This window comes from Mammaliicoccus sp. G-M28, from assembly GCF_022386595.1.
Taxonomy (GTDB): Bacteria; Bacillota; Bacilli; order Staphylococcales; family Staphylococcaceae; genus Mammaliicoccus; species Mammaliicoccus fleurettii.
Genome location: NZ_JAJNIF010000001.1, coordinates 160,561 through 180,699 on the forward strand (window position 1 = coordinate 160,561; position 20,139 = coordinate 180,699).

Annotated in this window: 18 protein-coding genes; 3 read left to right on the forward strand and 15 right to left on the reverse strand. The window is 29.9% G+C overall.

Going from position 1 to position 20,139, the window contains the following annotated elements:
- Positions 1-6: 6 nt before the first annotated feature.
- Entirely contained in the window at positions 7-1,074 is a 1,068-nt protein-coding gene (locus LQ609_RS00755) for an acyltransferase family protein (protein ID WP_078356272.1), read from the reverse strand.
- Between the two features lie 333 nt (positions 1,075-1,407).
- Here LQ609_RS00755 and LQ609_RS00760 point away from each other — a divergent pair, with 333 nt between their 5' ends.
- Genes LQ609_RS00760 through LQ609_RS00770 form a run of 3 tightly spaced genes read left to right on the forward strand, consistent with a single transcriptional unit; the run spans position 1,408 to position 2,677 of the window.
- The gene (locus tag LQ609_RS00760; protein ID WP_078356271.1) at positions 1,408-1,734 is read left to right on the forward strand and encodes a hypothetical protein; all 327 of its coding nucleotides are present in this window, start codon (positions 1,408-1,410) and stop codon (positions 1,732-1,734) included.
- Positions 1,721-2,131 carry a YolD-like family protein gene (locus LQ609_RS00765; RefSeq protein ID WP_078356270.1) on the forward strand — a complete coding sequence of 137 codons (411 nt, stop codon included), beginning with the start codon at positions 1,721-1,723 and terminating at the stop codon, positions 2,129-2,131. The genes LQ609_RS00760 and LQ609_RS00765 overlap by 14 nt, the downstream gene beginning before the upstream one ends.
- 24 nt (positions 2,132-2,155) lie before the next feature.
- A complete protein-coding gene (locus tag LQ609_RS00770) occupies positions 2,156-2,677 on the forward strand; it encodes a GNAT family N-acetyltransferase (RefSeq protein ID WP_078356269.1) in 522 nt (173 codons plus the stop codon).
- 121 nt (positions 2,678-2,798) lie between these two features.
- On the opposite strand, the gene LQ609_RS00775 is transcribed toward LQ609_RS00770, so the two are convergent.
- The 14 genes from LQ609_RS00775 to LQ609_RS00840 form a co-directional block, all read right to left on the reverse strand.
- On the reverse strand, positions 2,799-4,958 hold the full coding sequence (locus LQ609_RS00775) for a bifunctional glycosyltransferase/CDP-glycerol:glycerophosphate glycerophosphotransferase (RefSeq protein WP_078356268.1): 2,160 nt from the start codon (positions 4,956-4,958) through the stop codon (positions 2,799-2,801).
- Between the two features lie 24 nt (positions 4,959-4,982).
- Positions 4,983-6,470, reverse strand: a complete 1,488-nt coding sequence (locus LQ609_RS00780) for a glycosyltransferase (protein WP_239734233.1) — start codon at positions 6,468-6,470, stop codon at positions 4,983-4,985.
- A 160-nt stretch (positions 6,471-6,630) separates the two neighbouring features.
- A complete protein-coding gene (locus tag LQ609_RS00785) occupies positions 6,631-7,422 on the reverse strand; it encodes an HAD family hydrolase (protein ID WP_239734234.1) in 792 nt (263 codons plus the stop codon).
- A gap of 167 nt (positions 7,423-7,589) precedes the next feature.
- Positions 7,590-9,149 carry a ribonuclease Y gene (gene rny, locus LQ609_RS00790; RefSeq protein ID WP_078356186.1) on the reverse strand — a complete coding sequence of 520 codons (1,560 nt, stop codon included), beginning with the start codon at positions 9,147-9,149 and terminating at the stop codon, positions 7,590-7,592.
- A gap of 216 nt (positions 9,150-9,365) precedes the next feature.
- Positions 9,366-10,406 (reverse strand): recombinase RecA, encoded by a 1,041-nt coding sequence (gene recA, locus LQ609_RS00795; RefSeq protein ID WP_237687696.1) that lies wholly within the window; start codon positions 10,404-10,406, stop codon positions 9,366-9,368.
- Between the two features lie 211 nt (positions 10,407-10,617).
- On the reverse strand, positions 10,618-11,766 hold the full coding sequence (locus LQ609_RS00800; RefSeq protein WP_115337516.1) for a CinA family nicotinamide mononucleotide deamidase-related protein: 1,149 nt from the start codon (positions 11,764-11,766) through the stop codon (positions 10,618-10,620).
- 57 nt (positions 11,767-11,823) lie between these two features.
- Positions 11,824-12,405, reverse strand: a complete 582-nt coding sequence (pgsA, locus tag LQ609_RS00805; RefSeq protein ID WP_078356183.1) for a CDP-diacylglycerol--glycerol-3-phosphate 3-phosphatidyltransferase — start codon at positions 12,403-12,405, stop codon at positions 11,824-11,826.
- A 64-nt stretch (positions 12,406-12,469) separates the two neighbouring features.
- Positions 12,470-12,865: a helix-turn-helix domain-containing protein gene (locus LQ609_RS00810; RefSeq protein ID WP_078356182.1), complete on the reverse strand. Its 396-nt coding sequence runs from the start codon at positions 12,863-12,865 to the stop codon at positions 12,470-12,472.
- Between the two features lie 21 nt (positions 12,866-12,886).
- Complete coding sequence (locus LQ609_RS00815) at positions 12,887-13,702, reverse strand: YmfK family protein (RefSeq protein ID WP_078356181.1); 816 nt, start codon at positions 13,700-13,702, stop codon at positions 12,887-12,889.
- Between the two features lie 16 nt (positions 13,703-13,718).
- Positions 13,719-14,423 carry an elongation factor P 5-aminopentanone reductase gene (ymfI, locus tag LQ609_RS00820; protein WP_078356180.1) on the reverse strand — a complete coding sequence of 235 codons (705 nt, stop codon included), beginning with the start codon at positions 14,421-14,423 and terminating at the stop codon, positions 13,719-13,721.
- The gene (gene yfmH / locus LQ609_RS00825; protein ID WP_239734235.1) at positions 14,416-15,705 is read right to left on the reverse strand and encodes an EF-P 5-aminopentanol modification-associated protein YfmH; all 1,290 of its coding nucleotides are present in this window, start codon (positions 15,703-15,705) and stop codon (positions 14,416-14,418) included. The genes ymfI and yfmH overlap by 8 nt, the downstream gene beginning before the upstream one ends.
- Positions 15,698-16,972 (reverse strand): EF-P 5-aminopentanol modification-associated protein YfmF, encoded by a 1,275-nt coding sequence (gene yfmF / locus LQ609_RS00830; RefSeq protein WP_115337518.1) that lies wholly within the window; start codon positions 16,970-16,972, stop codon positions 15,698-15,700. The genes yfmH and yfmF overlap by 8 nt, the downstream gene beginning before the upstream one ends.
- 77 nt (positions 16,973-17,049) lie before the next feature.
- Positions 17,050-17,763 (reverse strand): GntR family transcriptional regulator, encoded by a 714-nt coding sequence (locus LQ609_RS00835; protein ID WP_078356177.1) that lies wholly within the window; start codon positions 17,761-17,763, stop codon positions 17,050-17,052.
- 9 nt (positions 17,764-17,772) lie between these two features.
- Positions 17,773-20,061 carry a DNA translocase FtsK gene (locus LQ609_RS00840; RefSeq protein ID WP_078356176.1) on the reverse strand — a complete coding sequence of 763 codons (2,289 nt, stop codon included), beginning with the start codon at positions 20,059-20,061 and terminating at the stop codon, positions 17,773-17,775.
- Positions 20,062-20,139: the final 78 nt, after the last annotated feature.

Here is a 20,139-nt window from a genome sequence, read left to right on the forward strand (position 1 = left end):
CCCCCTTTAATCTACTTGATTATTTTTATAACTATTATAAAACGACTCATACTTAACTTTTCCAATACCGCCAACTATATATTTCCCAAATTTTGTTAAATTAAACAAATATGTTATACAAATTGCAAAAGTAACAGTCAATGTAAACGTAAATAATATATTAAATGCTGGATTATCATGTAATTTCCCTAATCTATGAACAATAAAATAGTGTATTAGATAAATAGAGAACGAATAATTACTAATGAATATAAAAAATCTTGGAACATACTTAGTATAAGATGATATTAAAAAGAATACCAGAATAATCATAGTAACATATAGAGGTGTATCTATACGTTTTGAATCTACTAAAGTTAGCCAACCAGATAAATAGTTGAACACAGTTATTACAGTAACAATTAAAGTACCGACTAGAATATGAACACTGTATCTTTGTATATTAGCCATGAATGTTTCATAGTAGTAACCCATATAAAAGCCTAATAAGAAATAACTTAGCCAACCTATAAAGACCATCCATCCTTCTCTTTGCCACATCCAATTTAAATAAAAGGCATCAGGTGCATCTATAAATGTTCGCATTGCCCAAAATAGGCTCGTTATAATTAATGAATAAAAAATCATCTTTATAGGATTCAACTTCACTAAATATTTAGCGAATAACATATGTAATGCGTAAAATTGAAAAATAATGATAATAAAATAAGTTAATGTTCCACCGTGAAACATCATAAAATTAACTGATTCCATATATTCTTTCAGGTTTTCAGGATGACCATACACATAAGCTAGCCCTAAATTGATAATAATATAAGGAATTCCTAAAATAAGTAACTTCTGCTTCACAAAGCCTTCTTTAACTTCTGTCTTATAATGCTTAGCTAATAAGAATTCAGAAATAAACACAAATATAGGTGTTGCATATAGTAATAATAATTGAAAAACTCTTAATAAATAGCCTTCATTTGGCATTTCAAATTTATAGAATGTTGTTGTTATAGTATGGATCATAACAATACTTAAACATGCCATTGCTCTCATCCAAAATATAACTGATGTATATACTTTCATAAATGTACTCCTCTTTAATTTTAACAATTATCTTACTATAGGATTTTTTACAAATAGTTAACAAATGCTAAATAATATACACTAATTATAACTATATATTGTTAAACAAATCTAGAGTAAATTTTTTTGACGAAAAATTTTCTTGTAAATAAAGATAAATATAATATTTTGAAAGCTTCTAGTAAAAGTAATAGCCTCACATTCTAAGTGTTATATTTGAAGCATTTGAACAATTTAATTAAGTTATTCTATTTAAATTTTTAACTTAACACTTTACAAACACGAACACTTGTTCGTATAATGAAGATAATAATTCTACGAGAGGTGTTAATTATGAATAAGTATATAAACTTAATGATTAATAAATTTGAATCTTATATTTACATGTTAGATAGCATTGAGCCAACTAATGACACCGCAAAATTTTTAAACGACAAAGTTATTTATAAAGAAATAAACAATGTTTGTAATTATCTTAAGTCATTTAATAGTCGAACAGAAAAGTTCATCTTATATTCAGATTATTTAGAGTTACTATGCACAGTTTATGATGACGTACAGTCTTCACATACTCAAAGAAATACTATGATTGTTGCATTAAACAACTCGATTCATCGCTTAAATAAAATAAATAAGGAACTTGCATATGAAAGTCATTAATCCGAGTATGCCTGAACCATACAAATATGAATCTGATTATCGAAAAATACCAAATAAATATCTTCAACAAAACATACCTAAAGGCCGTGGTATGATTAAATGGGCACCATTTGCGACAATGCCACAACAATACGAAACGATTAAACAGTTTATAAGAGATCAAACAAAGGTTGATAAACCTATATTAGAGGACACTGCATTAAACGATTTAAATCATGTTTTAGCAGAGAAGATATTCTATAATCCAAAAGCATCAATTAAATATTGGGATAATGGTTATTTTAAAGAAGTAGACTGTGAAATAAATAAATTTGATAGTGAACGAAATAAGTTAGAAGTGCTTAAAAATAATGAGTTGCTAAAGCTAAATATGGATTGCATTGTAGAGATAGAATAAGCGTTAATAAGGGGGTTTTCTACTATGGTAAATATAGAGAAAATAATAAATGAGAATCAAAAAGCACTTAAACTGCCCAATGAAAAGTTTGAATTATACGGAAAATTAATCGTTACAAGAGCAAATAATTTATGGAATTATCATGAAATTTTAACTGAAACTGAAACAATGGTTTTTCCAGATGAAAATTATCAACTAGACATAATTAATCAAAATGGATTTGCACTTGGTGCTTTTGAAAATAATGAATGTGTAGGTTTAGCAATTTTCGAAAATAATTGGAACAAATATCTATATCTAAGTGATTTAAAAGTGGCTTCATCACATCGCAGAAAAAATATTGCTTCAATGTTGTTAGATGCAGCAATATCAGAAGCAAAAACAAAAGAAATATATGGACTATATACAATTGCGCAAGACAATAACTTAAGCGCTAATCACTTTTATTTACGTTATGGATTTGAAATAGGCGGATTAAATACGAAAGACTATAGTTTCACTAACCAAGAAGGTAAATATGATATATATTATTATTTAGATTTTTAAAATAAAAATAAGCATATCACTAGAACTGATTACTACAGTTTTACAGTGATATGCTTATTTTTATAAGAACAACCAAAAAGTACAAATCAAATTTCTTTAACACATATACATGTCCCAGACACTATTTTGTATTGTTAAATATATAATCACCTATATATTTAGATGATTCTCCTTTTTCTAAAGAACAGAATTTCTCATAAAACTTCTCTATCTTATCTTTATATTTTTCTTTATGTTCGTCAATATTTTTTAACTCTTCTGCTAATTTAAACTCATCTGTTATAATTTCACCTGGTAAGTCAGTCATATAATTCATATAGAATCCTCTTAAACCTTTATCATACTTTTCAATATCATAAGCAAAAAAGAATTGAGGTTTCTTAAGAATACCAAAGTCAAACATAACCGAAGAGTAGTCTGTAATTAAAGCATCAGATATTAAGTATAATTCAGAAATATCATTATAATTAGATACATCAATAGCAAAGTCTTCATATCCATTTAAATCTAGAGCATTAGAAATCAAATAGTGCATTCTAAGTAATATGACATATTCGTCACCTAACTCTTTTTGTAAATTTTCTAGATTAATTTTTAAATCAAATAGATACTTTCCTTTTTTGACAAATTCATCATCTCTCCATGTAGGAGCGTACATAATGATTTTTTTTCCTTCAGGTAAATTCAAATCTTTTTTTATTTGTTCGATATATTCTTGATCATTACTTCTATTAACTAATACATCATTTCTAGGATAACCAATTTCCATCGTTCTTTCTTCATCCATCCAGAAAGCAGTTTTAAAAATATTTGTTGAATATCTGTTTGGAGAAACTAAATAATCCCATCTTGATGTTTCAGCATAAAAATTCTTTTTGTAATTAGACGTAGTTGTACCTGGCATTCTAACAACTTTCATATCGTTAGCTAATCTTTTTAATGGTGTACCGTGCCAAGTTTGAATATATATTTGATTTTCTTTCTTGTTTAAATAAAGAGGTAGTCTAGCATTGGTAACCCAAAACTTTGCTTTAGAGTATGCATCGTAATATTCTTTAGATCCTTTTTTAACTTTCTCAGCATTTCCGATAATTACATTTTGTTCAGGTTTGGCAAATACCCAAATGTAATTTAATTGAGGATAGTTTCTTTGCATATATTCATATATATATTTAGGACTATCACTATAATTTTTGCCACCAAATGATTCAAATACAATTGTGTTTGAATCTACACCTTCTTCTTTATCAAACAATTGATATTTAGAACGATTTTTCAATTTATTATTTTGTAATATATTTTTCACATGTCTACTTACATATCTAAGATTATTAACATACTTTGCATTTTCGATCGCATTCATAGATAAAAATAGTATCTCTAAGTTGTACAAAATTTTAGAGTCTTTCATTAAGTCCCACTTTAAAGATTTAACAACCTTAACTAATGGTTTCTCAAGGGTATTGTATCTCAACTCAATATCTTTTAAAGATGGATCGAAACCATTTTTGATTTCTTTTTTCATTTTATTAGTTAAGAAATGAATTACTTTTTTATTATCAGTTCTTTCAATAGAATCGAAATAGCTATTAACATAGTCTTCAAATGTTAATATAAATTCTTGGTCAGTTAGAGTATTTCCTTCAAATGGATCGTATACTTCACCTCTATAATAAAACGGAAAATCAAATATTCTGGCAAATCTTTCAACATACTTCATATAATCAAGTACAAATGAAGCATCAGTGTATATTTTTAAATTTTCATTAAATCTAATGTTATGCGCTTGTATAATTGCATTTTTAAATAAAATATTACAAACAGTATTCTTTCTTAAAAATGAATTAGGATTAGAATTTTGAGTTAAATATTCAACTCTTACTTTATCTTTATTAACGTATTGTGGTTTATTCATAGTGAATTTGTGTATAGGTGCTACTAATCCATCCAATCCGTTAACTTTAGATAAATAATACTCAACTGAATAACTTGCTAGTTGGTCGTCTGCGTCTAAAAACATAACATATTGTGTATTTACATGTTCTAAAGCAATATTTCTAGCATGTGCATGACCTGAATTATTTTCTAATGTAATAAAATTAATGTGTTTATCATAGGTATTAATCGACTCTTTAACTAAATTAGCTGATGAGTCAGTTGAACCATCATCGACAATAATCAAATCAAAGTTTTGATTTCTTTGACTTTTTATACTTTCTATACAATCTAATATATGATCTTTATTATTATAAAATGTAATAATAATCGATAATTTATTCATTTTTTCTCCCCATTTTTTCAAACTTTAATATTTTAATTCATCTAGTAAGTTTTGATAATTATTAATTGCAGATTCTAGACTAAATCTATTATTCAATTTTACATCTTTCAAAGGTATATTTCTAGCATTTTCCATAGCTGTTGCAAGTTCGTCAATATTGTCTTTTTCTACTAGAATGCCATTTTTATTATTTTCTATTAATTCACTTGAACCATATTTAATATTGTAAGATAAAACTGGACATCCATTATTTAAACTTTCCATTATAGTAAGTCCAAAACCTTCAAATTTACTAGTTAAAATAGAAGCAATTGAATTTTCGAAAACTTTTTCAGGATTACTAGTGTACCCTTTAAATTCTACATATTCATTTAAATTCAATTCTTTCACTAGTATTTTTAATGAGTTCAACTCTCCATTTTCATCTTTACCATATATAAGTAATTTTGAATCATTACCTTTACTTATATATATACTAAAAGCTTTAATAATATGATCAATTTGCTTTTCTTTTGAAATTCTACCAACGTAACAAAATTGATTGTTTTTCTCGTTAATTTCATGAGATTTCATTTTCTCAACAAAATGTGGAATTACTTTGAATTTATCATCTTCAATCTCGAAGTCTTTTTGAATATCTTTTTTTTGATAATCAGTAAGAACTATATACTTATCAATAATATCATCACTATTTAAAACCAGCTTATAAGAACCTCTAATTCCTCTTTCCACTAAATGAGTGCTATGAAACACAGCTACCCTTTTTAAATTTTTATCACATTCTATTAATGATTTATCCAATAACCTAGCATCATTAAACACTATTGAATCATCTTCAAGAACATTATTGAAATAATAAGTAAACATCTCTTTTTCATTTCTAAAAAATTTAGCTGGTCTATTACCTTGATAAAACGTTATATACAAAATTTTATTCTTCTCAACATCAGAATAGTATTTTTTTAAATATATATATCCTACCTTATTATAATATTCTTCGTATAATTTATTATAACTTGTTGGTGAATAGTTAGTAATTCTATGAAGCACACCATTTCTTGTATACTCTCTTCTTTCCAACCTTTTACTTGATATAGGCGACATAAAATCTTCGAACAGCAAAATTTTAGTACCAAAGTAAAATTTTCTATATAACACATATTCATCCTTATTATAGTATCTAACAATGTTTTTATTAATTTTTTCATTTAAGTGTTCAATAGTGTACTCTGTTTCTTTCTTTTTTTTAGTAAAAATTGTTGGACTAGAATATTTTTCAAGCAATTTGTCGTTAGATAGCCATTCATAAATATTTTTTATTTCTAAAGAATCACTTATGATATTTCTTTTCTTAAAGTCATCATAAACATTAAAATAATCCGGATTATAATTAGTAGTGTGGATAACAGACTTTTGGTTTAGATGTTCTTCTAAAAACTTGATTCTGTACAATAAGGATTTAGTTCGACCCCCATGTATCTTTGGTAGTATCGATGTAATAGTATATAACATAAAACTCCCCCACTATTTAATTTATAACAATATAAAAAAGTCTCACTCATTCGAGCGAGACTATGATTATCTACGATGTTTAACTTATATATAGTAAACCATAATATTAAGAAAATGTAAATTATCATATAAAGTCATTAACTGACTTTAGTTAAGTTATTTACACTAATAATTCTAAAGTTTTAATAACTCCACTTTTATTATTATTTACTGAAATTAGATTTGCTGCTTCTTTTAGTTCTGGATATGCGTTATCCATTGCTACTTTATACTTAGCTGATTTAAATAAGTCGATATCGTTTAAACCATCTCCAAAAGCAATTGTTTCAGATGGATCTATATTTAAAATACTTTGTATTCTATTTATAGTCGTTCCTTTATTAACACCTAATGCTGTAATATCAATCCAATAATGTTCAGAAGCAACTATATAAACCTCATTTTTAAAGTAACCAATTTGTTCGGCTGTATTCTTACATTTCCCTTTAATATCATGAACTGTAATCTTTAAGAAATCACTTTTTATTTCTACAAAATCTTTTATGTATTTCACATTTTGATATGATCCATGCACAAATTTACGTTCTTCTTCTGAAGTAGATTCTAAAACATAAGCAACTTCTTCTGTACAAGCTATAATAGTCTGTTCTTCATCTATTTCTTTTAACGATTCAATAATATTTAAGCCTAAATTATTATTGATAGTAGCTGTATATAGAAATTCTCCATTATACTTTATACGTGTAGCACTATCTCCAATAATAAAAGTATTGTTACTCAAATCTCCTACAATATTTTCGACTCTTTCGCATTGCTTCCCAGTACAAAATACAAATCTAATATCTTTAGAATCCAGATTTTCCTTTAATGCTTTAAATGCTTCTCTATTAAAATCACTATTACTATCTAAAAAAGTCCCATCCATATCTGTTACAACTAATTTAATATCCAATTTAATACCCCTTTTTATACGGTTTAATTATATTGTACCGGTATAATTAAAAATGTACAAATGATTTTGTTTATATTAATATCCCGCTATTATAAAGTGTCACCCATTTATAGATAACAAAAAACCCTCTAACCGTTGTGGTTAAAGGGTTTTAAATTTAAGGGCAACTATTTAGCGTATTCGGTTGCTCTCATCTCGCGGACAACTGTCACTTTAATATGCCCTGGATATTGTAATTCACCTTCTATTTGATCTTTAATATCTCTTGCTATCCTATGTGCTTTCAAGTCGTCAATATCTTCAGGAGAAACAATTACTCTAATCTCTCTACCTGCTTGTATTGCAAAGGCTTTTTCTACACCTTGATAACCTTCTGATATTTCTTCTAATCTTTCTAAACGTTTTACATAATTTTCTAAAGTTTCACGTCTAGCTCCTGGTCTTGCAGCACTTAATGCATCTGCTGCTGCTACCAATATAGAAATGACTGATGTTGGATCTACATCCCCATGATGTGAGTGTATTGCATTTATGACTGTATCATGTTCATGATATTTCTTTGCAAGTTCTACCCCTATTTCAACATGGCTACCTTCAACTTCGTGATCAATAGCTTTCCCAATATCATGTAATAAACCTGCTCGTTTTGCTAAAGTGACATCTTCACCTAATTCAGCTGCTAACATTCCTGAAAGTTGTGCAACTTCTACAGAGTGTTTCAGTACACTTTGGCCATAACTTGTACGATATTTCATTCGTCCTAAAATTTTAACCAATTCTGGATGTAAGTTATGAATACCTAATTCAAAGGTAGCTTGTTCACCTGATTCTCTCATCAGTTCATCAACTTCTCTTCTCGCTTTTTCAACCATATCTTCAATTCTACCTGGATGGATACGTCCATCAGATACTAAATTAGTTAAAGCTGTCTTAGCGATTTCTCTACGAATTGGGTCAAATCCAGATAAAATGACTGCTTCTGGTGTATCGTCTATTATTAAATCTACACCTGTCAATGTTTCTAAAGTACGTATATTTCGACCTTCACGACCGATAATACGACCTTTCATTTCATCGTTAGGTAGATTAACAACTGATACAGTTGACTCAGAAGTATGATCTGCAGCTAATCTTTGCACTGTTGTTGCTAACAGTTCTTTAGCTTTCTTATCTACATTTGTTTTTAGTTCGCGTTCTTTGTCTTTTACAAGTACAGCAATATCATGTGACAGTTCTTCTTCAACTTGTGAAAATTGCTCTTTACGAGCTTCTTCACGTGTTAGTCCGGAGATGCGTTCTAGTTCTTGTTCATGTTTCGTTATTATTTCTTGAACATTACTCTCTTTTGCATCTACCTGTTGTTGTCGCTCTTCAATTTTAGCTTCTTTGTTTTCTAGAATTTCATCTTTTTTGTCTAAAAGATCAGATTTGCGCTCTAAGTTCTCTTCTTTTTGAAGTAATCTTGCTTCTTGCTTTTGTAGGTCACTTCTTCTCTCTCGTATTTCACTATCAAGATGATCTCTAATTTGTTGATTTTCTTCTTTTGCTTCAATCAACTTTTCTTTCTTTAGGCTCTCAGCTTCTTTATTAGCCTCACTTATTATATAGTGAGCAGACTGACGGGCTTGATCTTGCTTTTTCGTTAAGCTATTATGTGCGAAAAAGTATCCTACAACAACACCTAGAATAACTCCTAGCAAAATGAGTAAGAGGGTTAATAAGTCCACATAAACACCTCCTTCTATCTAGGTTCTATGTCTTATATATACAAAAATATGATTAAATGGAACATTGGAATCATACAACTCAATTGTACGTTTAAATTTGTACAAGTGTCAAGGACATGGACTTTATTTTTAATACTCTTTTATAAAAAAACATTCTACAAATCTACTTTAAAAAAAGTGATTCATAGAATGTTTAAATTTATAGATAAACACAGTTTAGTCTAATAAAGTTTCTTGTCCTGGACTTCCTGTCTTTTCAGCTTTGTCTTCCTTTTTAGCTTTGTCTTCTTTTTTAGCTTCTTCTTTCTTCTTACCATTGAAGCCTAATTCATCTCTTAAAAGACCATCAATTTCTTCAATAATTGCTGGATTTTCTTTTAAATAAGATTTAACATTTTCTTTACCTTGACCCATACGTTCTCCATTGTATGAATACCAAGCACCAGATTTATCAACAAAATCATATTCAACAGCTAAGTCTATTAACTCACCTTCACGAGAAATACCCTCACCATACATGATATCTACTTCTGCTACTCTAAATGGTGGTGCAACTTTATTTTTAACAACTTTAATTTTAGTACGGTTACCTACAACTTCTTGTCCTTGTTTCAATTGTTCAGCACGACGTACTTCTAAACGGACAGAACTATAGAATTTAAGTGCACGTCCACCAGGTGTAACTTCTGGGTTACCAAACATAACGCCAACTTTTTCACGAATTTGGTTTATAAATACTGCAGTTGTATTAGATTTAGAAATTGCTCCTGATAATTTACGCAAAGCTTGACTCATCAATCTTGCTTGTAAACCAACATGAGTATCTCCCATTTCGCCTTCAATTTCTGCTTTAGGTGTTAAAGCAGCAACTGAGTCAATAATTACGATATCCACAGCACCACTTCGTACAAAAGCTTCAGCTATTTCTAATCCTTGCTCACCATGGTCAGGTTGAGATAAGTATAGGTTATCAATATCTACGCCTAAGTTCTTAGCATAAACAGGATCTAATGCGTGTTCAGCATCAATGAAAGCAGCTACGCCACCTTGTCGTTGTGCTTCGGCAATAGCATGTAAAGCTACTGTCGTTTTACCAGAACTTTCTGGTCCATATATCTCTATGATACGTCCTTTAGGATATCCACCAACACCTAGTGCTTTATCAAGTGTGATAGATCCACTAGAAACTGCAGATACTTCTCTACTTGTATTATCCCCTAGCTTCATTACTGCCCCTTTACCAAAGGATTTTTCCATATTCTTAATTACTGTATCGAGTGCTTTCTGACGGTCGTTCACGCGATAACCTCCTATATATATAAAATGAATTTACTTGTTTAATTAGCTATTATTACTATATCTGGTTTCGTTCTAAATTGCAAGCATAAAGCGAATATTTGTTCGTGTTTTTGTGTTCGTTTTTTGAAAATATGCGAACATAGGTACCGATATTATTAAATTATGAATCTCATCGTAATAAGTTTAAATATTCAATAAGTGCTATATTGCTTATTCTATCACGTCTTCCAGCATATGATTGGCTTAACGAAGAAATAAATTTTTTGTTTTTTTGCTTATGCGAAATATAAACTGTAGACTCTTTATCATCTTGCAATAATAAGATGGTACTTTCTACTTTAAATACTTCTTTTAACTTTTTAGTGATTTCTTCACTCGTATCATTTTGTGCAATATTAAGTACACTGTCTGACCAATCATTTTTAACTGTATAAGCTTTTAAGTACTCTTCACTTTTCTCACTAAGCTTTAACCTTGAATATAGTACTCCATCAGTTATGCCGTCATAAATTACAAAAGGTTGATCTAATTCATTAAATACCGCTTCTTCAATTGACAAATCATCACTGCCATAATAGTACTTACCAATTCTACTTAGAATTTCTTCTTTTACAGGCTTGATTAATTCGAGCGCTTTTTGTTTCGTTTCTGTATTTGCAGTTATTCTTAATGAAACTTCATGTTGACCTGCTAAAGGAGCTATTGTAGGATTCGTTTGATTATCTATTATATCCATCAATTCCGTTTCTAGACTTGATTCACCTATTCCAGTAAACTTTAATGACTCAGAGAAAATCACACGCGCTTCATTCAAGAAATATGGTATAAGATATTGATTAACCATAGGCTGAAGTTCTTTTGGTGGACCTGGTAACAATACAATTTTTTTGTCATCTAACTCCAAATACATGCCTGGAGCCATACCGACATCATTATTTAATACATCACTACCTTCAATAACAAGCGCTTGCTGTTTATTATTAGGCGTCATAGTGCGATTTTCATTTTTAAAATATCGCTCTATATGATCCATGGCTTGTTGATTTGTTTCAAGACCTCTCTCTAACACTTGTGCTACCGTTTGTTTCGTCAAATCATCCTTAGTTGGTCCTAATCCTCCAGTGAGAATAACAACATCATGGTTAAATAATTCTTCTTTAAAAGTTCTTTCTAATCTTTCCGGATTGTCACCAACTGCAACATGTCTCACAACACTAGCACCAAGTTCGTTTAATACTTTTGAGATAAATTGAGCATTGGTATTCGCAATTTGTCCTAATAATATTTCAGTACCAACACTTAATATGCTCACTTTCATATATGTTCCTCCTAAAGAAAAACCTACAAACTCAATGTTGTAGGTTGATTGTCATTATTATTTTGATCCTTTAAATACATCTCTACCATTATAAAAATACTCTATTCCAGATAAAATAGTAAAGAATGTAGCCACATACATTAGCCATTGCCCTAAATTAATTTGCCATAAAGTAGAGAAAGGTTCTTGTAGTAAAATAAATACAATAGCTACCATCGTAACCGCCGTTTTAATTTTACCTAATTGACCTGCTGCACTTACAAATCCTTGTTCTATTTGCAATAATCGTAACCCCGTTACTGCAAATTCTCTCGCTATAATAATGATTGCGATAACAGAAGATACTTTATCTAGTTCTACTAATGCAATTAATGCACTAGCTACTAATAATTTATCAGCTAATGGGTCTAAAAATTTCCCCATGTTTGTTACAAGTTCCCATTTTCTAGCTAAATAGCCGTCAAACCAATCTGTAACAGAAGCTAAAATAAAGATAATACCTGCTATAAATTGTTCTACTCGCATTTCTTGACCGAACAAAAAGCTCATTTGTCCCATATTAAAATCAACAAGTAAAAATAATACAAAAATAGGTATTAAAATAACACGTAATACCGTTAACTGATTAGGAATATTCATATTCTTTCTCCTTCTTTTCATACAAACACATAATAATACTATTATAAATCAATCGCTTATATAATTAAATGATAATTATTAATAATACCCAAGCAATAAGACATACGCCAAAGAAAGTAACCATTTGAGTAATTAACTTAGCGACCATTTTATTCTCAGATATTTCTGTTTGGCTTCTTTTCTCTTGTGTTAATATACGAAATGCTTCTTTTGCAGATGGCGTTGTTTTAGGCAATTCACTTTGATGTTTATCAATTAATTCTGCAGGACTTACATTAATTGCAGATGCATACTTAGTGATGAATCCTCTAGCGTAATCAGGATTTGGTAATTTTTCGAATTCATTTTTTTCAATCATCACTAAAAATGGTCTCTGTATCTTAGTCTTTTTTTCAAGTTCAACTAATGTCATACCTAACTGTTCTCTTTTATTCCTTAATGTTTCCCCAATATATTTCAAAATATATTCACCTCAGCAAAATTATTCAAAGAAACCAAATCCATCTCCAAATGCCATATTGTCATTTGTAAATAAATCATTTTTATTCAATTGTTCGTATGTAATTTCTTGATCTTCAGTTTCTCTCAATTCAATAATATAATCAAAATCTTCAAGACTATATTCTGAGCGCTGCACAAATAAATCAGGATGTTCAACGACTTTAATAGTTGGTAAACTCATGACTTCTCTAACCAACTGTTTATGCTTTTCATCTGTCTGTTTAGATGTTACAGCACCATCAATTATATAAACGTTCTCGTCTCCATACTCACCTTTTAAGAGAGAGCTTCTCACAGTTTGTTTAATCAGAGTTGAACTAATAAACAACCATTTCTTATGTGCACAGACACTTGCTGCTACTACTGACTCTGTCTTACCAACTCTCGGCATACCACGTACACCAATCAATTTATGTCGATTTTCTTTAAAAAGTTCAGCCATAAAATCAACTAACAAACCTAAATCTTTTCTTTCAAATCTAAATGTCTTTTTATCATCAACATCTCGTTTAATATACCTACCATGTCTTACTGCCAATCTATCTCTTAAACCAGGTGTACGTAATTTCTTTATGGTAATATCATCAATTTCTTTCACGATATTTTCGAAGCGTTTAACTTTATTCATATCATCTGTTTTAATGAGCAAACCTCTTCTCCCTTGGTCTACACCATTAATCGTAATAATATTAATACCTAAAATACCTAATAGACTAGATATATCCCCTAATAATCCTGCTCTATTTACTTGAATATCATATTCTAAGTACCATTCTTTTTTAATTACTTCTTCCATAATATCCACCCCAATATTAAATATACCATCCTCCGTTAATTCGAAGTACTTGGCCAGTTACACTTTGAGATAGCGGGTTTAGTAAATAAGCTACAGTCGCACTAATCTCTCCAGTCGTAACAAAGCGACCTTGTGGTATTTCTTCTTTTAACTGTGTTTGAGTAATTGCATCAAGTTCATCTGTCATTTTACCATGAACAACGCCTGGAGTTATAGCATTAACTGTAATTGATGTTAAAGCTAACTCTTTAGCTAATGACTTTACAAAACCTAATTGTGCCGCTTTCATAGTTGAGTAAATCGTTTCGTAACTTGCACCTGTTTCTCCCCAAATTGAAGATACAACAATAACTCTTCCATTTTCACTTTTTCTCAGTCTATCTACAAATAATTGTACTACCTTAATTAAAGAAAATACATTTATATGGTATTGTACATCAATTTCTTGATCAGTAAAGTCTTGAATAGATCCAAATGACGATTGTCCAGCTACGTATATCAATTGATCTATATGTCCTACTGATTCTAATTCACTTATGTCATTCCTGATTGCAAGATCAAACTGTAGAAAACTAACTGCTTGTCCTTCGTATCTTTGTTTAAGTAGATTTAAATTCGAACTATTATAATGTAGTATGACTTCATTACCAAGTGATAAACATTCGTCTACTATTGAAAGTCCAATATCGCCGCTTCCACCTATTATAAGCGTTCTAGCCATTTTGTTTCACCAAACGACTTTCAACTATATTGTCAAAATCAATTAATGATTTCAATGTTTGCTGAACACTATCAACCGTTACTGATTCTAATATATCAATCAGTTCAAACAGCTCAAGACCTTCAAAATAAAACTTCGTATATTGATTTGCAATATATTCTGGAGAATTCAAACTTGAAATAATTTCGCCTAATGTTTGTTTTCGGACTCTTTCTAATTCATCTTTATTAAAACCTGTATTTATATAATTATTTAATTCTCTAAATAAAGCATCTTTAAATACTTTATGGTTATCTGTTGTTACAGCTAGAATTAAGTAACTATATGTCATTTCATTAGCAAATTGATAACCAAACGTATCATCAATAATACCTTCTTCAAGAAGTCCTTGATAAAAATCTGTCTGTTCTCCAAACATCAGGTCTAAAGCAATCATCATTTCCATATCATTTTTAACTCTATTTTTGTCTGAAATTGTATTAGGCTCAAATTTAAAAGCTAGCATAGACTTCTCTTGTATTATATCCATTTTTGTCTCGATGTAAGGCGTATGCACAGATGTAGGTTCTTCTATAGGTTTTCTTGTAATAGGCGGCATTTCTTTCATATTTCTTGCAGCCTCATGTTTACGAACTAACTCTATTGTGTCTTCTGGACTTACATCTCCAACAATAATTAACACCATATTCGCAGGATGGTAAAACGTTTCATAAGATAAATATAAGTCTTCAGCAGTTATTTTATAAATGCTGTCCACTGAACCAGCAATATCTACTTGAACTGGATGATTATGATAAAGTGCTCCTAAAGTTTGAAACATTAATTTATAATTCGGCTGTTCTTGATACATTTTAATTTCTTCAGCTATAATACCTTTTTCTTTCTCAACAGTCTTCTCTGTAAAATAAGGGCTCTCTATCATTTTTAATAGTCTTATAATATTGTTATTTATATTACCAGTCGCGCTAAATAAATAACTCGTTCTGTCGAAAGTCGTAAAGGCATTAACTTGTGCATCATTTTCGGCAAAGCTAGTAAACACATCGCCTTCTTCTTTTTCAAAAAGTTTATGTTCTAGAAAATGTGCCACACCATCAGGAACTGAGACAAATGCTTCTTTCCCGTGTGGTTTAAATGTATGGTCAAGTGAACCAAAATTAGTCGTATATGTTACAAAAGTTTTAGAAAAACCAGCCTTAGGAATAACAACCACTTTTAATCCATTGTCTAAAGTTTCTTCATAAACTGTTTCATCAATCTGTTCGTAATATTGATTACTCATTATTTTCACCTTCAGTCAGTATATATATTGTATCCAATTGTCCTAGTTGAGCAATATTTTTAATGTCATCTATCGTAATTGATTCTATTTCTTTAATCCAATCATCATGATTATATACTGATTGATAACGTGCATGTGTATGTAATAAATCAATCATTTGCCGTTGCTTATCAAACGTCTCTCGTGCATGAGATATAAGAACTTTTTTAGCTAACTCTAACTTTTGCTCGTCGAAGTTCCCTTCCTCTAAATCTTTATAAATGTCCAATATCGTGTCTTTAGCTAATTGAACTTTATCTTTGGAAATTCCACCAACAATATATAAAAAGCCATTTCTAGCATCAATTTGAGAATGAATAGAATATGCCAAACTTTGTTTTTCTCGAACTTCGCTAAATAATATTGAGGATGCATCTCCACCTAATAACATATTCAATACTAAAAATGAATAATATTCTTTAGAATGGAATGCAATTGGGAATCTATAGCCCATATTTAACTTAGCTTGATCAATTTTAGTATAATCCACTATTTCTTTTACTTCTTCAATGACTTTTAATGATGAAGTTTCAATTTCTAAATGACTATTGTGATCAAAACTAAAATAATCATTACAAAGTGCTTTAACTTCGTCTAATTCAACGTTTCCAATAATATATGTAGAAATTGCGTTTTCATGAAGTAAATCATGATATGTATCAACTAATGATTCTGGAGTCACATTATCAATGTCTTCAAGACGACCAGATGCTAAATATTTATATGGTTCATCCTCAAACATATGATTCATGAACTGAATAAATGCTCGTTGCGACTTGTTATCTTCTATTGCAGTTAATTTTTTATGTAAAAGTGATTTTTCTTGCTTTGTATATTTTTCATTGAACTTTCCATTTTCAATTAATGGATTAAATATTACTTCGTGTAATAATTGAACAGCATTTTCAAATAAGGATAACTCACTTCTTAAGTATTTTTCATTCACTATTTCAATACCAATCGTCATAATATGATTATTTGCTTGTTTATTTACATAACTAAATAAATGTGCACCGTATAAATCAGCGAGTAGATTATTCATCTCTCTATCTGTTTGATACTTTTTAGTTATTCTTGTTATTAACTTACTTAAAATTGACCTAGATGTAATCGTAGTACTATTTAAAGGCGCTACAAATTTAAAAACTATCGTCGTTGTTTTAAACTTTTCTGTTGGTATGACATAAACATCGTTTGATGCTAATTGTATATGTTCTGTAGTAATCATCAAATACACCTCTCTTATATGTATATATATACAGAAACAAAGCAACAATTGTTACTTTGTTTTCCTCAATATATTTATTATATCCTATTTCTTGTAATTCGAAACTTTACAAGACTACTTTTAAAATAATTTAAAGAATAAAGAACCGGTGTACCATGTTCATTATAATGTATCTGCGTTAATAACATCATAGCATCGTCTGGTTCAGAGTTAAGTATTTCACTTATATAAGGTTCATAGCTTATAGATTCTATAGATGTATTTGCATGCGTAATTTTAAACTCTACTTTACTTTCTATTGCTGATAGTATTGAAGAATTCGAACGATAGTCACTACATGCAAATAAATCAGTAGCAATTTTATCTAAACAATATACAACTGGTTCTCCATCAGCAGTTCGCAATCTTTCAATTACAGATATCATGGCATCTTTTTCTAAATTAAGAACTTCTATATCTTTTGAAGTAGCAACTTCTTCATCTAAACTGATAAATTCTGTACCCGCCACTTCTCCATTCTTTTCTATCATTTTAGTAATACTTAACAATTCATCTAAAGGATAATAGTAAGGTTGAGTCGGTTTAACAACTGTGACATCCCCAGATTTTTGCGATAGGATTTGTTCAGTGACAAGTTCATGTATAGCTTTTTCAATTTCTTCATAATTTACTTTCAACAATCTTTTGATTTCGAACTCATTAGGTATCGTTTCACCAGGTTTAATTTCTCCTGATTGAATTTGATCTAATATCCAGTTCTTTACAAAATTTGTAGTTGCATCTGTAGACATAATATCCCCCTATTCCTCTTGATAAATATCAACCAATACTTGTCTAGGTTTACTACCTGATTGTGGTCCAATAACACCATTGTTTTCTAAATCGTCCATTAATCTAGATGCTCTATTATAACCTATTCTAAATCTTCGTTGTAACAAACTAGCACTTGCTTTTTGTTCTTCAACAACAAATAAATATGCTTCTTTATATAGTGCATCTTCACTTTCCATTTCACTCGCTTCAGTAGGTTCATCAGGTTCCATTTCTTTCACATAATTAGCAGTTTGTTCTCCAACTACATGCTGAACGACTGTCTCTACTTCACCATCTGATAAGAATGCACCTTGTATTCTTGTTGGTTTTGATGAATCTCTTGATAAGAATAGCATATCTCCTCTACCAAGTAGTTTTTCAGCACCACCACCATCTAGTATCGTTCTAGAATCTGTTGCAGAACTTACTGCAAAGGCAATTCTCGATGGTATATTTGCTTTAATACTACCTGTAATAACATCTACAGAAGGTCTTTGCGTCGCGATTATTAAATGTATACCTGCTGCTCTAGCTAACTGAGCTATTCGCATAATTGATGACTCCACATCTTTCCCTGCAACCATCATTAAATCTGCAAGTTCATCAACAATAACTACGATATATGGTAATTGTGCTTGCTTTTCTTCCATTTCTTGATTCGTACGTTCAATAAATTGATTATATCCTTCTATATTTCTCGCACCTACATGTTGGAATAAGTCATATCTTTTTTCCATCTCTGATACAACTTTTTGTAATGCTTGATTTGCCTTTTGAGGGTTTGTGACTACCGGCGTTAATAAATGCGGCACACCGTTATAAACATTTAATTCTACCATTTTAGGGTCAATCAGCATTAGTTTCACTTCATGTGGTTTAGCATTCATTAAAATACTCGTAATAATACCATTAATACAAACTGATTTACCACTACCAGTTGCACCAGCTACAAGTAAATGAGGTAATTTATTTAACTCTGCTGTTATTGGCTCACCAGAAATATCTCTACCAAGTGCTACTTCAAGTTTATTTGTCGTAGGTTTCGCTTCGCTTAACACTTCTTTTAATGTAACCATTGAAATATGTTCGTTTGGCACTTCAATTCCAACAGCTGATTTACCTGGAATAGGTGCTTCAATTCTTATGTCTTTAGCTGCTAAATTAAGTGCGATGTCATTACTTAAATTGACTATTTTGTTAACTTTCACACCTTGAGCTGGCTGAACTTCATATTGAGTAACAGCTGGACCAATTCTAATTTGTGTTACTTTAGCATCTACATTAAAGTTTCTTAATGTTGCTTCTAGTAACTTGCCTTTTTCTTGAACAGTCTTTTTTGAAACCGATTGAGATTGAGGTGGATCATTTAAAATATCTAATGATGGTAATTTATAATTTAAATTCTCCGTTTCATCTATAGTTGATTCATTGATTTCACTTTCGACAGGTTCAGTATTTTGTGGTGATCGCTTCGGCTGTTGCTTTCTTTTAGCTTCTAGTTTTTCTTGTGATTCATAAATTGGAATATCTTCATTCACTGGTTCTGGTTCAACTGTTGAAACTTCATTAGTAGGTTCTAGTTCTTTTAAGTTCGATACATCTTTTGGTTGATTTTTTTGACGCTTTTCTTTTTCTAATTGTTTAGCTCTTGCTTTTTCTTCACGTTTTTTTTCTAAATTAGTCATTTTTGATTTAGTTTTGCTTTGAGCAATATCAAAAGTTGATTTCGTTATGTCACGATGTCTTTTCTTAGCAATTAAAATAACACTAGATATTAATATAAGTATTGTCAATAAACTATAACCAAAAACAGATATTAGTTTACTCAAAACATTAAAAGCATAATAACCTATATATCCACCACCATTAAAGTAAAATGAATTTCTTTCTAAACTTGAGTACGTTTCACTTATTGTCATTTTAAAAGTATCAAAAGACTTATCTTTAAAATATAAAATCAATTGCATAACAAAAATTAGTGCAATTTGAAATATAAGTAGACCATTTAGTCTTCTTGTAAATTTCAATTTACCGTTTATTGTAATTAGCAGTGATATAACCGCAATGAGAATATATGTGAAGTACTTAGAGTAACCGAATAAAAAATGAAAGAAGCTATCTATCATTAATCCTATAAATCCTAATTGAAAAACTCCTAGCACTAATAAAAACAGCACTATCATTTGAATGACATATTTTAAAGTATTATCCTTTTGCTTTTTCTTACCACGTGTTGTTTTTCTTTTACTAGTTGCTGGCTTCTTCTTTTGTACCATCTTGAAATAGCCTCCTTATCTATAATGCAAAAAATAAGCCCATGATTGGGCTTATTTGACTGTTAATAAATCTTCCAT

Bases quoted from the DNA above. Each gene is read 5' to 3' on its own strand.
- LQ609_RS00755 (WP_078356272.1), bottom strand. From the start codon at position 1,074: ATGAAAGTATATACATCAGTTATATTTTGGATGAGAGCAATGGCATGT.
- LQ609_RS00760 (WP_078356271.1), top strand. From the start codon at position 1,408: ATGAATAAGTATATAAACTTAATGATTAATAAATTTGAATCTTATATT.
- LQ609_RS00765 (WP_078356270.1), top strand. From the start codon at position 1,721: ATGAAAGTCATTAATCCGAGTATGCCTGAACCATACAAATATGAATCT.
- LQ609_RS00770 (WP_078356269.1), top strand. From the start codon at position 2,156: ATGGTAAATATAGAGAAAATAATAAATGAGAATCAAAAAGCACTTAAA.
- LQ609_RS00775 (WP_078356268.1), bottom strand. From the start codon at position 4,958: ATGAATAAATTATCGATTATTATTACATTTTATAATAATAAAGATCAT.
- LQ609_RS00780 (WP_239734233.1), bottom strand. From the start codon at position 6,470: ATGTTATATACTATTACATCGATACTACCAAAGATACATGGGGGTCGA.
- recA (WP_237687696.1), bottom strand. From the start codon at position 10,406: ATGGAAAAATCCTTTGGTAAAGGGGCAGTAATGAAGCTAGGGGATAAT.
- LQ609_RS00800 (WP_115337516.1), bottom strand. From the start codon at position 11,766: ATGAAAGTGAGCATATTAAGTGTTGGTACTGAAATATTATTAGGACAA.
- pgsA (WP_078356183.1), bottom strand. From the start codon at position 12,405: ATGAATATTCCTAATCAGTTAACGGTATTACGTGTTATTTTAATACCT.
- LQ609_RS00815 (WP_078356181.1), bottom strand. From the start codon at position 13,702: ATGGAAGAAGTAATTAAAAAAGAATGGTACTTAGAATATGATATTCAA.
- ymfI (WP_078356180.1), bottom strand. From the start codon at position 14,423: ATGGCTAGAACGCTTATAATAGGTGGAAGCGGCGATATTGGACTTTCA.
- yfmH (WP_239734235.1), bottom strand. From the start codon at position 15,705: ATGAGTAATCAATATTACGAACAGATTGATGAAACAGTTTATGAAGAA.
- yfmF (WP_115337518.1), bottom strand. From the start codon at position 16,972: ATGATTACTACAGAACATATACAATTAGCATCAAACGATGTTTATGTC.
- LQ609_RS00835 (WP_078356177.1), bottom strand. From the start codon at position 17,763: ATGTCTACAGATGCAACTACAAATTTTGTAAAGAACTGGATATTAGAT.
- LQ609_RS00840 (WP_078356176.1), bottom strand. From the start codon at position 20,061: ATGGTACAAAAGAAGAAGCCAGCAACTAGTAAAAGAAAAACAACACGT.